We start from the raw sequence: 12,687 nt of genomic DNA on the forward strand, positions 1-12,687 counted from the left end.
GCAGGGCCCCGCCCCGTGTGGCCGGGCGGGGCCCTGCTCACTCAGGTCACTTGGTGTTGATGACCTTGTCGATCTCGGCGTCGGCGGCCTTGGCCGCGTCCTCGACCGACTTCTTGCCGGTGCCGATCTGGACGAGCATGGTCTGGAGGACCTTGGCCTTCTCGATCTGGCCCCAGCCCGGCGCGGTGGGAACGAACCACGAGGACTCGGCGGCGGTGGCCGCGACCTGGGTCTTCGGGTCGGCCTTCAGCGGCGCGAGGTCCGTCTTGTTGTTCGGGAGGTTGCCCTTGGCGATCAGGCCGGCCTGGCCCTTGGCGCCGGTGAAGGCGTTGATCCACTCCGCGGCCACGTCCTTGGCCTCGGACTTGGACGGGATCGCCAGGTCGGAGCCGCCGAGGAAGACGGGGAGGTTCTTGCCGTTCGGGCCGGGCATCACGAAGTTCTCGAGCTTCTCGGCGAGCTTGCCGACCTTGTCGCTCTCGGGGGCGGCCGCGGTGGCGCCCTCCCAGCCGGCGGCGAAGAGCGTCGCGGCGTTGCCCTGGCCGAACACGACCGGACGGTCGGACTCGTCCTTGGTCTTGTCGCCGTGCATGTACTTGTCGAGGATCTCCTTGTACTGCTTGAGACCCTTCAGCGACTCGGCGGAGGACAGGGAGCCCTTCCACTGGCCGCCCTCGTTCTTCGCGATGGCGCCGCCGGCGTCGTAGACGAAGGACATCGCCGCGTACCAGTCCGGCGAGGGCTGGTACCAGGCGCTGAACTTGTCGCCCTTCTTCTGCTGGATGGCGTCGAGGGCCTTGGTCAGCTCGGCCCAGGTCTTCGGGGCGGTCTTGACGCCCGCCTCGGCGGCGATGTCCTTGCGCCAGGTGCCCACGCGGCCACCGGCGTAGTAGGGGACGCCGTACGTCTTGCCCTCGTAGGTCACGGACTCCTTGAGGGCGTCCAGCCAGGAGGCGGAGTTGTCGAACTTCGAGGCGTCGACCTCGGAGAAGGCGCCGGTCGACATGTAGCCGATCATCTCGGAGTTGCCCATTTCGACAACGTCCGGGGCCTTGTCCGTGGCGAGCACGGCGTCGAGCTTGGCGTTCTTGTCCGGCCAGCCGTAGTACTCGTGCTTGATCTTGATGCCGGGGTGCTTCGCGACAATCGCGTCGTCGGCAGCCTTGACCAGGTCAGGCCAGTTGTTCTGGGCGTCGACCGTGAGCCATACGGTGAGCTCCTTGGCGGCGGAGGGCTTGTCGCCGCCGTCCTTCTTGCCTTCGTCCGAACCGCCACACGCCGCCAGGCCGATTACCATGCCCGCGACACCAACCGCCGCGATGAGCTTGCGCTTCACGCCACTCTCCTCAGGGATGCCTGCACTCCCCCTGCCCGCCGACGGTGACAATCGCCAAGTACTGCCCGTGGGGCCGGGATCTGATCCATATTGGTTTAGACCAGTAGCCTGGAGCTTGGCCTAGACCTTTGGGGGTGTCAAGGGTGTAATAAACGAGGTGTCAGTCCGTTACCGGACCGACACCTCAGGGAGGGGCGAGGTCCGTGCTCCGGCCCGTGTCACGATGTGACCGCACACAACGGAGGAGCCGGTGACGGCAACGAGACTGGAGTCGGGAAGGCGGGCGGCGATGGCCACCGAAGGGGCGCTCACGGAGCCGGAGAGCGGGGCAGTCACTCGTACCGCGCGCGTGCCCAAGTACTACCGACTCAAGCGCCATTTGCTCGACATGACCGAAACCCTGCCCCCCGGCACCCCGGTACCCCCGGAGCGCACCCTGGCGGCGGAGTTCGACACCTCGCGCACCACTGTCCGGCAGGCCCTGCAGGAGCTCGTCGTGGAGGGCCGCCTGGAGCGCATCCAGGGCAAGGGCACCTTCGTCGCCAAGCCCAAGGTGTCCCAGCCGCTCCAACTCTCCTCGTACACCGAGGACATGAGGGCACAGGGCCTGGAGCCGACCTCGCAGCTGCTGGACATCGGCTACGTGACGGCGGACGACACCCTGGCCGGTCTGCTCAAGATCGCCACCGGCGGCCGGGTGCTGCGCATCGAGCGCCTGCGACTGGCCAGCGGCGAGCCGATGGCCATCGAGACCACCCACCTTTCGGCCAAGCGCTTCCCGGCCCTGCGCCGCTCGCTCGTCAAGTACACCTCGCTCTACACCGCCCTCGCGGAGGTGTACGACGTCCGCCTCGCGGAGGCCGAGGAGACCATCGAGACCTCGCTGGCCACCCCCCGCGAGGCCGGGCTGCTGGGCACCGACGTCGGCCTTCCGATGCTGATGCTCTCGCGGCACTCCCTGGACGCCGAGGGCGAACCCGTGGAGTGGGTGCGCTCGGTCTACCGCGGCGACCGCTACAAGTTCGTCGCCAGGCTCCAGCGCCCCGCCGTCTGATCCGTCGGCCACCCCGCCACCGGATCACGGCCGGGGGCTTTCGTCGGCGGCCGGCTCCCCGTAGATTCCTGCGATCACGCAGATGATCAACGAGGGGACGAGGCCATGCCGGAACCTGGATCAACGGGAACAGAACGGAACACGGCGGGTTCGGCCGGAACGCCGGACTCGCCGTCTCCTGCGGAACGCATGACACCCAAGTCGATCGCCGTCTGGTCGCTCGTCGCCCTGGTGGGCGCCGCCGGCTGGGCGGTGCTCGCGCTCTCCCGCGGCGAGGAGATCTCCGCCGCGTGGATGCTGGCCGCGGCCCTGGGCTCGTACGCCATCGCCTACCGCTTCTACTCGCGCTTCCTGGCCCGCCGGGTCCTCAAGGTCGACAAGACCCGCGCCACCCCCGCCGAACGCCTTGACAACGGTGTCGACTTCCACCCGACCGACCGGCGCGTGCTGTTCGGCCACCACTTCGCGGCCGTGGCCGGGGCCGGCCCGCTGGTCGGCCCGGTGCTCGCCGCGCAGATGGGCTACCTGCCCGGAACGATCTGGATCGTGGCGGGCGTGATCTTCGCCGGCGCCGTCCAGGACATGGTCACGCTCTTCTTCTCGACCCGGCGCGACGGCCGTTCGCTCGGCCAGATGGCCCGGGAGGAGATCGGGCCGTTCGGCGGCGCGGCCGCGCTCATCGCGGTCTTCGCCATCATGATCATCCTGCTGGCGGTGCTGGCACTGATCATCGTCAACGCGCTCTCGCACTCGCCGTGGGGCGTCTTCTCCATCGGCATGACCATCCCGATCGCCCTGTTCATGGGCGTCTACCTGCGCATCCTGCGCCCGGGCCGGGTCACCGAGGTCTCCCTCATCGGGGTCGCCCTGCTGCTGCTCGCCATCGTCGCGGGCGGCTGGGTCGCCGAGTCCTCGCTCGCGGACTTCTTCACGCTGGAGAAGGAGACCCTGGTCATCTGGATGGTCGCGTACGGCTTCCTGGCCTCGGTGCTGCCGGTGTGGCTGCTGCTCGCGCCGCGCGACTACCTCTCCACCTTCATGAAGGTGGGCACCATCGCGCTGCTCGCCATCGGCGTGGTCGTCGCCATGCCCACCCTGAAGATGCCCGCCGTCACGGACTTCGCGAGCCGCGGCGACGGCCCGGTCTTCGCCGGCTCGATGTTCCCGTTCGTCTTCATCACGATCGCCTGCGGCGCGCTCTCCGGCTTCCACTCCCTGGTCTCCTCGGGCACCACCCCGAAGATGATCCAGAAGGAGACCCAGGTCCGGATGATCGGCTACGGCGCGATGCTGACCGAGTCGTTCGTCGCGATCATGGCGATGATCGCCGCCTGCATCATCGAGCCCGGCCTGTTCTTCGCGGTGAACTCCCCGCCCGGCGTGGTCGGCACCACCGTCGAGAGCGCCTCGCAGGCGGTCGGCGCGTTCGGCTTCAGCATCTCCCCCGCCGATCTGGCGCAGGCCGCCAAGGACGTGGAGGAGTCGACGCTGCTCTCCCGGACCGGCGGCGCGCCGACGTTCGCACTCGGAATGTCCCAGATCTTCTCATCGATCTTCGGCGGCGCCTCCATGAAGGCGTTCTGGTACCACTTCGCGATCATGTTCGAGGCGCTGTTCATCCTCACCACGCTCGACGCGGGCACCCGCGTCGGCCGCTTCATGCTCCAGGACACCCTGGGCAACGTGGCCAAGCCCTTCAAGCAGATCAGCTGGAAGCCGGGCGTGTGGATCACCAGCGCGCTGGTCGTCGGCGCCTGGGGCTACTTCCTGTGGGTGGGCGTGAAGGACCCGCTGGGCGGCATCAACCAGCTCTTCCCGCTGTTCGGGATCGCGAACCAGCTGCTCGCCGCGGTGGCCCTGGCGGTCTGCACGACGCTGCTCGTCAAGTCCGGCCGCCTCAAGTGGGCCTGGGTGACGGCGGTCCCGCTGGCCTGGGACGCGACCGTCACCCTCACCGCCAGTTGGCAGAAGGTCTTCTCGGAGGACCCGCGGGTGGGCTTCTTCGCCCAGCGCGACAAGTTCCAGGCCGGCATCGACGCCGACAAGGTGCTGCCGCCCGCCAAGACCATGGGCGAGATGCACACGGTCGTCACCAACGCCACCGTGGACGGGGTGCTGTCGGCCCTGTTCGCGCTGCTCATCGTCGTCGTCCTGGTGGACGCGGCCCGGGTCTGCGTCAGGGCCGTCCGCCGCCCCGCGACGGTCACCCTCCACGAGACGCCGTACGTGCGCTCCGCGATCGTCGCCCCGGCCGGGCTCTTCCCCACCAAGGAGGAGAAGGCCGAACTGGCCCAGGCCGCCCTGGTCGGCGGCGTGCCGGACGGCGACGGCAGGGGCGACGGCGGCCGGTCCCGGGAATCCGTCTCGTCATGACCGCCCGCGAGGTGCTCGCCCGGATCCGCTTCCACGTCCGCGAGTTCACCGGCGAGGCGGCGTACGACCGGTACGTCGCCCACGCCCGCGGCCACGACCCGGACGCCGAGGTCATGACCCGCCGCGCCTTCGAGCGGGCCCGCACGGACGCCCGCGAGGCGGACCCGCGGGAGGGCTTCCGCTGCTGCTGAGGTACGTACGTACGCAGGGCCCCGCCGGACCTGGTCCGGTGGGGCCCTCTTGCGTGCTCAGCGCACCCAGTCCTTGAGAGGCTCGGTGTGGAGGGTGATGCCGACCGGGTCTGGCAGCTCGACGTCCTTCCCGAAGGGGACAATGTGGACGTCCTCGTAGCGCCCCCCGTCCGGCTCACTGAAGACGGTCACCTCGCGGACCTCCCGGTCGACAAGCAGATAGACAGGGATTCCGGCCCGCGCATAGGCGAGGGGCTTCTCCCTCCGATCACGCCCGTCAGTGTCGGAGTCGTACGACGTGACCTCGACCACCATCAGGACCGGAGCAGGGTCGGCCCATTCCCCCTGACCGACGAAGGAGTCATCCGGCGCGAGGCACCCGCCCGGTCGCGCACGACCCGACCGGTAATCGCCGACCGCCAGTCCCCGTTCGGCGTGGAGCCACAGCTCGGGCCGGTGCTGCATACAGATACGGGCGAGCCACAGAACGATTCGGTCGTGATCCCGTCCTGCATTGCCTTGACCCCCAGCTTCCCGCCGATCAACTCCAGTCTCAGCCCCTCGATCTCTCGAGCGGCTATACGGGCGAGAATCTCGAACTCTTCAGTCAGGATCTGGGGACGTTCAACCATGACGGTCATGCCTCGCTCGCCTTCCGCGACGGTGCTGCTTCGACGATAGCGCCGCCCGCCGACACCCGTCCCCCGCGCGCGGGTGCGCACGCCCGACCTGCGGCGGACCGGCCTTCGCGCGCGCCCGGAAGGGTGAACTGAGGCCCGCCAAAGGCCCCGGACACCCACCCGCCGTCTCGATCCGTAGCCGCGCGGATACACGGCCGACACAACATCTAGGGGGTCGCACGCGAGGCTGCCCCCACATGTATGCTCATCCTCGCTGTCGTCGTAGGGGAATCCGGTGCGAATCCGGAACTGTCCCGCAACGGTATGAGATGCACTGATCTGTGCAATGCGAGTCCGAAGACCTGCCGACAGCGCACCCGGGTCGACCGAACCGGGTCCAGACACGTCCGGGTCTCGCGGGTTGGGCCGGCGGACGCCATGCGGGGACGCACTGCCCGCCCTGCCACGGGCGGTTGCTCTCGTCATCTCCGCATGCGCGCTCGCGCCCCGCTTCCGCAGCGACACGGGCCGAGCGAGGGAGAGCCCCCACCGTGACCATCGCGCCCGCCGCACCGCGCGCCGAGTCCGACCAGCCCGAGGCCGAAGGCCCCGGCGCCGCGCTGCTGCGCACCCTCACCGACCTCACCGCCGACCTCCCGGACACCGACCCCGGCCGGGTCGCCGCCGCCGCCCTGCGCGGCCGCAGCGCCGCCGCGGACGAGGCCGAGCTGCGCGGCCTGGCGACCGAGGCGGCGGCGGGGCTCATCTCCGAGGACCCGGCGTACTCCCGGCTCGCCGCCCGTCTGCTCACCCTCGCCATCGCGGACGAGGCCGCCGGCCAGGGCGCGACCTCCTTCTCGGCCTCCGTCGAGGTGGGCCACCGCGAGGGCCTCATCGCGGACCGCACCGCGGAGTTCGTCCGCACCCACGCCACCCGGCTGGACGCGCTGGTCGAACTCTCCCTCTCCGACGGCGCCGACGACCGCTTCGGCTTCTTCGGCCTGCGCACCCTGCACAGCCGCTACCTGCTGCGCCACCCGATCACCCGCCAGGTCGTCGAGACCCCGCAGCACTTCATGCTCCGCGTGGCGTGCGGCCTCGCGGAGGACGACAGCCTGCGCGCGGTGGAGGAAGTGGCCTCGCTGTACCGGCTGATGAGCCGCCTGGACTACCTGCCGTCCTCCCCCACCCTGTTCAACTCGGGCACCCGGCACCCGCAGATGTCCTCCTGCTACCTGCTGGACTCCCCGCTCGACGAGCTCGACTCGATCTACGACCGCTACCACCAGGTCGCGCGCCTGTCGAAGCACGCCGGCGGCATCGGCCTGTCGTACTCCCGCATCCGCGCCCGCGGCTCGCTGATCCGCGGCACCAACGGTCACTCCAACGGCATCGTCCCGTTCCTGAAGACCCTCGACGCCTCCGTCGCGGCGGTCAACCAGGGCGGCCGGCGCAAGGGCGCGGCCGCGGTCTACCTGGAGACCTGGCACGCGGACATCGAGGAGTTCCTGGAGCTGCGCGACAACACCGGTGAGGACGCCCGGCGCACGCACAACCTGAACCTCGCGCACTGGATCCCGGACGAGTTCATGCGCCGCGTGAACTCCGACGGCCAGTGGTCGCTGTTCTCCCCGGCCGACGTGCCGGAGCTGGTCGACCTGTACGGCGACGAGTTCGACGAGGCCTACCGCAAGGCCGAGGCCTCGGGCCTGGCGAAGAAGAGCATGCCGGCGCGCGACCTGTACGGCCGCATGATGCGCACCCTCGCGCAGACCGGCCAGGGCTGGATGACGTTCAAGGACGCCTCCAACCGGACCGCGAACCAGACCGCCCTGCCCGGCAGCGTGGTCCACTCCTCGAACCTCTGCACCGAGATCATCGAGGTGACCAACGACGGCGAGACCGCGGTCTGCAACCTGGGCTCGGTCAACCTGGGCGCGTTCGTGCTCGCCGAGACCGGCGAGATGGACTGGGAGCGGCTGGACGAGACCGTCCGCACCGCCGTGACCTTCCTCGACCGGGTCGTGGACATCAACTTCTACCCGACCGAGCAGGCCGGCCGCTCGAACGCCCGCTGGCGTCCGGTGGGCCTGGGCGCGATGGGACTCCAGGACGTCTTCTTCAAGCTGCGCCTGCCCTTCGACTCGGCCGAGGCCAAGGCCCTGTCGACGAAGATCTCCGAGCGGATCATGCTGGCCGCGTACGAGGCGTCCACCGACCTCGCCGAGCGCAATGGACCGCTCCCGGCGTGGGCCGAGACCCGTACCGCGCAGGGCGTGCTGCACCCGGACCACTACGAGGTCGAGCGCCACTGGCCGGAGCGCTGGGACGCACTGCGCGCCCGGATGGCGACGACCGGCCTGCGCAACTCGCTGCTGCTGGCCATCGCGCCGACCGCCACGATCGCCTCGATCGCGGGCGTGTACGAGTGCATCGAGCCGCAGGTCTCCAACCTCTTCAAGCGCGAGACGCTCAGCGGCGAGTTCCTCCAGGTCAACGGCTACCTGGTCGAGGAGCTCAAGGCGCTCGGCGTGTGGGACGCGCAGACCCGCGAGGCGCTGCGCGAGTCCAGCGGCTCGGTGCAGGGCTTCGGCTGGATCCCCGCGGAGGTCCGCGAGCTGTACCGCACCGCGTGGGAGATCCCGCAGCGCGGCCTGATCGACATGGCGGCGGCCCGTACGCCGTTCCTCGACCAGAGCCAGTCGCTGAACCTGTTCCTGGAGACGCCCACCATCGGCAAGCTCAGCTCGATGTACGCGTACGCCTGGAAGCAGGGTCTGAAGACCACCTACTACCTGCGCTCGCGTCCGGCGACGAAGATCGCCCGCGCCGCGTCCGGGTCCGCCGTCCCGGCGGCCGTGACCGAACTCCCGCAGGCCGTCGACGCCGATGCGCTGGCCTGCTCCCTTGAGAACCCCGAGTCCTGCGAGGCCTGCCAGTAATGAGCACCACCCAGTCCGACAAGAACCTCCTGGACCCGGGCTTCGAGCTCACCCTCCGCCCGATGCGCTACCCGGACTTCTACGAGCGCTACCGGGACGCGATCAAGAACACGTGGACGGTGGAGGAGGTCGACCTCCACTCCGACGTCGCCGACCTCGCCAAGCTCACGCCGGCCGAGCAGCACATGATCGGCCGCCTGGTCGCGTTCTTCGCGACGGGCGACTCGATCGTCTCGAACAACCTGGTGCTGACGCTCTACAAGCACATCAACTCCCCGGAGGCGCGGCTGTACCTGAGCCGCCAGCTCTTCGAGGAGGCCGTGCACGTCCAGTTCTACCTGACGCTGCTCGACACCTACCTGCCCGACCCGGACGACCGCGCGGCCGCCTTCGACGCCGTCGAGGAGATCCCCTCGATCCGCGAGAAGGCGCAGTTCTGCTTCAAGTGGATGGACTCGGTCGAGAAGATCGACCGGCTGGAGACGCAGGCCGACCGCCGTCGCTTCCTGCTGAACCTGATCTGCTTCGCGGCGTGCATCGAGGGCCTGTTCTTCTACGGCGCCTTCGCGTACGTGTACTGGTTCCGCAGCCGCGGCCTGCTGCACGGTCTGGCCACCGGCACCAACTGGGTGTTCCGCGACGAGACCATGCACATGAACTTCGCGTTCGAGGTCGTGGACACGGTCCGCAAGGAGGAGCCGGAGCTCTTCGACGACGCGCTCCAGCAGCAGGTCACGGACATGCTGAAGGAGGCCGTCGAGGCGGAGCTCCAGTTCGGCCGCGACCTGTGCGGTGACGGCCTGCCCGGCATGAACACCGAGTCGATGCGCGAGTACCTGGAGTGCGTCGCGGACCAGCGCCTGGTCCGCCTCGGCTTCCCGGCGGTCTACGGCTCGCAGAACCCGTTCTCCTTCATGGAGCTCCAGGGCGTCCAGGAGCTGACGAACTTCTTCGAGCGCCGCCCGTCGGCGTACCAGGTCGCCGTGGAGGGCACCGTGGACCTGGACGAGGACTTCTAGGAACGGTCCGGCACGACCGACCCGGTCCCGGAAGCACGACGGAGCGCCCCCGCACCCGCGCGGGGGCGCTTCGTCGTGTCCGGGGCCGGTTCAGTGCCCGGCCGCGTGCCGTACGCCGGCCCGGGGCGCACGGCCGCGGGCCGGAGTCCGCGGGCGCCCGTCCCGGACGAGCTGCTCGCGCTGCCGGGCCGCGCGCAGCTGCCGGTCGATGCGGTGGTCGCGGAGGGCGCCCCAGAGGGACGGGGCGAGCAGCAGCGCGGCGACGAGGAAGACGGCGAGGAAGCTCAGGAACGTGTTCATGACTCCACTGTCGCTCTCCCCGGAAAGATCAAACAGTGGCAGGACTGTCATCCGGCATCGAATTACTGCCACACTGGGGGCATGACGACCCAGCCTGATCCGAAGACCGCGCCCCCGCTGAAGGCCGCGCCCACGCTGACGAACGTGGCGGTGGCCGTCACGCGCGGCGTGGCGCCCTTCGAGCTCGGGGTGTTCTGCGAGGTCTTCGGCCTGGACCGCAGCGATGTGGGACTGCCGTCGTACGACTTCGCGGTGTGCGCGGTGGAAGAGGGGCCCGGGCCGGTACCGACCGGCGACGGGGCGTTCGACATCGTCACGCGGCACGGGCTGGAACGGCTGGAGGGCGCCGACCTGATCTGCGTGCCGGCGGACCGGCGGGCGGCCGTCCGGGAGTACCCCGAGCCCTTCCTCGCGGCCCTGCGCCGGGCGGTGGACCGGGGGGCGATCGTGCTGAGCGTGTGCTCCGGGGCCTACGTGCTGGGCGCTGCCGGGCTCCTCGACGGGCGCCGCTGCACGACCCACTGGATGCACGCCCCGGAGCTGTCCCGCCGCTACCCGCGGGCCGACGTGGACCCGGACGTGCTGTACGTGGACGACGGCCCGGTGATCACGGCGGCGGGCACCGCGTCCGGGATCGACGCCTGCCTCCACGTGGTCCGTCAGGCGCACGGGGCCGCGGTGGCCAACGCCATCGCGCGCCGGATGGTCGTCCCGCCGCACCGGGACGGCGGCCAGGCCCAGTTCATCCAGCGGCCGCTCCCGGCCGCCGCCTGCGACACGGTGGGCGAGGTGCTCGGCTGGATGGCCCGGCACCTGGCGGAGGAGATCACCGTGGAGCAGCTGGCGGACCGGGCGCACATGTCACCGCGCACCTTCGCCCGCCGCTTCCTCCAGGAGACCGGCACGACGCCGTACCGCTGGCTGCTGCGCCACCGGGTGCTGCTGGCGCAGGAGTTGCTGGAGTCGACGGACGCGACCGTCGACACGATCGCCGGGCGCAGCGGCTTCGGCAACGCGGCGGCGCTGCGCCACCACTTCCTGCGGACGCTCGGCACCACGCCGAACGCCTTCCGCAGGACCTTCCGGGGGCCGGCGGCCGCCTGAACCCCCGGACGGGCGGGGACTACGCGTTGGGGACGGTCTCGTAGCGCGGGGTGCCCTCGGCCATCTGGGCCAGGGCGTCCTTGCGCTCGCGCTTGGAGAGCCGGTCGATGTACAGGTAGCCGTACAGGTGGTCGGTCTCGTGCTGGAGGCAGCGGGCGAAGTAGCCGGTGCCGCGGACCTTGATCGGGTTGCCCTGGGCGTCCTGCCCGTGCACCACGGCGTAGTCGGGGCGGGCCAGCGCCGCGTACGCGGTGGGCACCGAGAGGCAGCCCTCGTTCGAGTCGTCGAGGACCCGGCGGTCGGCGGGCAGCTCCTGGAGGACCGGGTTGACGACGACACCGGTGTGCCGGACGCCGTCGTCGTCGGGGCAGTCGTAGACGAAGACCTTCAGGTCCACACCGATCTGGTTGGCGGCCAGGCCCACGCCCTCGGCGGCCTTCTGGCTCGCGAACATGTCGTCGATCAGCGCGGCGAGCTCGTCGCCGAACTCGGTGACGTCCTTGCACTCGCGGTGCAGCACCGGATTGCCGACGACCGTGATCGGGCGGGCGGTGCCGCGCTCCCGGTGGGCGAGCTCACGTGCCTCGCAGTCCTCGGTGTCCACGACGTAGCCGTCGTTCACCTCGGCAGCCTCGTTGACCGTGTTCTCCTGCTGCGACATGTCCGCCGTACGCCTTCCGTAAGTCTGCCGGTGTGCCCGTACAGAGTACGGGCAGCGCTCAGCAGACTTCTTCGAGATCCCGCCACTCGCGGCTGTCCGGACTGTCGGCCACCCAGCCGTCGAGGAGTCCGCGGACCAGCCCGGCGGGGGCGGCGAGGCCGCACTCCCGCTCGGGCACCCAGAGCGAGCCGGAACCGGCCGTCCGGTGGCCCAGCGGACCGGGATGGCCGGGCTCGCTGTGGTCGTGCGGGTCGAGGTGCTCGCCGTCGCCCTCGCCGCTGGGCATGGCGCTCTCCGAGCAGGTCCGACACAGCAGCCGCACCGACGAGGACCAGTCCTCGGCGGCGAAGCCGGCGTCCGAGGCCAGCTGCTCCAGCGCGTCGCGGTCCGCCTCGGTGGCCGCCTCCAGCAGCACCACCCATGTCGGCACGGGCGAGGGCGCCCACAGCTCGATCTCGTCGAAGACGGGGTAGGAGGGGCCGGCCGCGGTGACCCGCTCGCCGTGCGGGACCCCGTCGTGCAGGACCACCTCGCCCCAGCGCCGGCCGGAAGACGGCAGCGGGATCGAGAGGACCTCCATCCGGGCCGGATCGAGCCTGCGGCCCCACACGACCTCGGCCTCGCCCTCGGGCGACAGCCGGACGGCCGCGCTGCCCAGCTCCATGCCCACCGGTTCGCCGGCCGCGCCCGCGCCCCGGGGGTCGCCGGGCACCTTCAGTCCGTACGCCTGCCAGGCCCGCCGGGCCAGCGGCCAGTCCTGGAGGGCGGTGGCGGCGATGCCCACGTTCCACCAGTCCGGCGCGCCGGTCTCGCGGTCGAGGAGGGCCACGGCGCGCAGCCCGGCGGCCCGCGCCTGTTCCCAGTCGTGCCGGAACTTGTGGAGCAGCGCCAGGTTGAACCAGGACTCGGAGAGCCATGGCTCCATGTCGGCGGCGCGCGTCAGCAGCGCTCCCGCGTCTTCGTACCGGCCGTCGCCGATCAGCGTGAACGCGCGGTCGGTGGCCTGCCGCCACGAGGCGGAGGGCCGATGCCGTACCTTCCCGAAGATCCTCACGATTCCCGCCTGCCTGGGGGCACCTCCCAGCGG

10 protein-coding genes, 1 pseudogene and 1 riboswitch are annotated in these 12,687 nt (G+C 70.5%); of the genes and pseudogenes, 6 read left to right on the plus strand and 5 right to left on the minus strand.

What is annotated here, in order from left to right; translation table 11 throughout:
* Positions 1 to 46: 46 nt before the first annotated feature.
* A complete protein-coding gene (locus OG764_RS13015) occupies positions 47 to 1,336 on the minus strand; it encodes an extracellular solute-binding protein (protein WP_328968586.1) in 1,290 nt (429 codons plus the stop codon).
* Between the two features lie 289 nt (positions 1,337 to 1,625).
* Here OG764_RS13015 and OG764_RS13020 point away from each other — a divergent pair, with 289 nt between their 5' ends.
* From OG764_RS13020 to OG764_RS13030, 3 genes are all read left to right on the plus strand, one after another.
* A complete protein-coding gene (locus OG764_RS13020) occupies positions 1,626 to 2,390 on the plus strand; it encodes a GntR family transcriptional regulator (protein WP_328972983.1) in 765 nt (254 codons plus the stop codon).
* A 189-nt stretch (positions 2,391 to 2,579) separates the two neighbouring features.
* A complete protein-coding gene (locus OG764_RS13025; protein WP_328968587.1) occupies positions 2,580 to 4,763 on the plus strand; it encodes a carbon starvation CstA family protein in 2,184 nt (727 codons plus the stop codon).
* Positions 4,760 to 4,954: a YbdD/YjiX family protein gene (locus OG764_RS13030; RefSeq protein WP_328968588.1), complete on the plus strand. Its 195-nt coding sequence runs from the start codon at positions 4,760 to 4,762 to the stop codon at positions 4,952 to 4,954. Before OG764_RS13025 ends, OG764_RS13030 begins: the two co-directional genes overlap by 4 nt.
* A 57-nt stretch (positions 4,955 to 5,011) precedes the next feature.
* On the opposite strand, the pseudogene OG764_RS13035 reads toward OG764_RS13030, so the two are convergent.
* Positions 5,012 to 5,595 (minus strand): annotated as a pseudogene (locus OG764_RS13035) (Uma2 family endonuclease).
* A 240-nt stretch (positions 5,596 to 5,835) separates the two neighbouring features.
* A riboswitch (cobalamin riboswitch) is annotated at positions 5,836 to 5,958 on the plus strand.
* Positions 5,959 to 6,125: 167 nt separating this feature from the next.
* Here OG764_RS13035 and OG764_RS13040 point away from each other — a divergent pair.
* Positions 6,126 to 8,516 (plus strand): ribonucleoside-diphosphate reductase subunit alpha, encoded by a 2,391-nt coding sequence (locus OG764_RS13040; RefSeq protein ID WP_328968589.1) that lies wholly within the window; start codon positions 6,126 to 6,128, stop codon positions 8,514 to 8,516.
* Positions 8,516 to 9,535: a ribonucleotide-diphosphate reductase subunit beta gene (locus OG764_RS13045; RefSeq protein ID WP_328968590.1), complete on the plus strand. Its 1,020-nt coding sequence runs from the start codon at positions 8,516 to 8,518 to the stop codon at positions 9,533 to 9,535. The genes OG764_RS13040 and OG764_RS13045 overlap by 1 nt, the downstream gene beginning before the upstream one ends.
* A 90-nt stretch (positions 9,536 to 9,625) precedes the next feature.
* Here OG764_RS13045 and OG764_RS13050 read toward each other — a convergent pair whose 3' ends face one another.
* Positions 9,626 to 9,835, minus strand: a complete 210-nt coding sequence (locus OG764_RS13050) for a hypothetical protein (protein WP_328968591.1) — start codon at positions 9,833 to 9,835, stop codon at positions 9,626 to 9,628.
* A gap of 81 nt (positions 9,836 to 9,916) precedes the next feature.
* On the opposite strand from OG764_RS13050, the gene OG764_RS13055 reads away from it, so the two are divergent.
* Positions 9,917 to 10,939 carry a helix-turn-helix domain-containing protein gene (locus tag OG764_RS13055; RefSeq protein ID WP_328968592.1) on the plus strand — a complete coding sequence of 341 codons (1,023 nt, stop codon included), beginning with the start codon at positions 9,917 to 9,919 and terminating at the stop codon, positions 10,937 to 10,939.
* Between the two features lie 19 nt (positions 10,940 to 10,958).
* Here the strand turns inward: OG764_RS13055 and def are convergent, their stop codons facing one another.
* Both def and OG764_RS13065 read right to left on the minus strand, forming a co-directional pair.
* A complete protein-coding gene (gene def, locus OG764_RS13060; RefSeq protein WP_328968593.1) occupies positions 10,959 to 11,600 on the minus strand; it encodes a peptide deformylase in 642 nt (213 codons plus the stop codon).
* A gap of 58 nt (positions 11,601 to 11,658) precedes the next feature.
* The gene (locus OG764_RS13065) at positions 11,659 to 12,654 is read right to left on the minus strand and encodes a tetratricopeptide repeat protein (protein ID WP_328968594.1); all 996 of its coding nucleotides are present in this window, start codon (positions 12,652 to 12,654) and stop codon (positions 11,659 to 11,661) included.
* Positions 12,655 to 12,687 lie beyond the last annotated feature (33 nt).

Origin of the sequence: Streptomyces sp. NBC_00239 (assembly GCF_036194065.1) — a bacterium.
Taxonomy (GTDB): Bacteria; Actinomycetota; Actinomycetes; order Streptomycetales; family Streptomycetaceae; genus Streptomyces.

Coding starts and splice junctions, on each gene's coding strand:
- OG764_RS13050 (WP_328968591.1), bottom strand. CDS start 9,835: ATGAACACGTTCCTGAGCTTCCTCGCCGTCTTCCTCGTCGCCGCGCTG.
- def (WP_328968593.1), bottom strand. CDS start 11,600: ATGTCGCAGCAGGAGAACACGGTCAACGAGGCTGCCGAGGTGAACGAC.
- OG764_RS13030 (WP_328968588.1), top strand. CDS start 4,760: ATGACCGCCCGCGAGGTGCTCGCCCGGATCCGCTTCCACGTCCGCGAG.
- OG764_RS13025 (WP_328968587.1), top strand. CDS start 2,580: ATGACACCCAAGTCGATCGCCGTCTGGTCGCTCGTCGCCCTGGTGGGC.
- OG764_RS13045 (WP_328968590.1), top strand. CDS start 8,516: ATGAGCACCACCCAGTCCGACAAGAACCTCCTGGACCCGGGCTTCGAG.
- OG764_RS13020 (WP_328972983.1), top strand. CDS start 1,626: ATGGCCACCGAAGGGGCGCTCACGGAGCCGGAGAGCGGGGCAGTCACT.
- OG764_RS13055 (WP_328968592.1), top strand. CDS start 9,917: ATGACGACCCAGCCTGATCCGAAGACCGCGCCCCCGCTGAAGGCCGCG.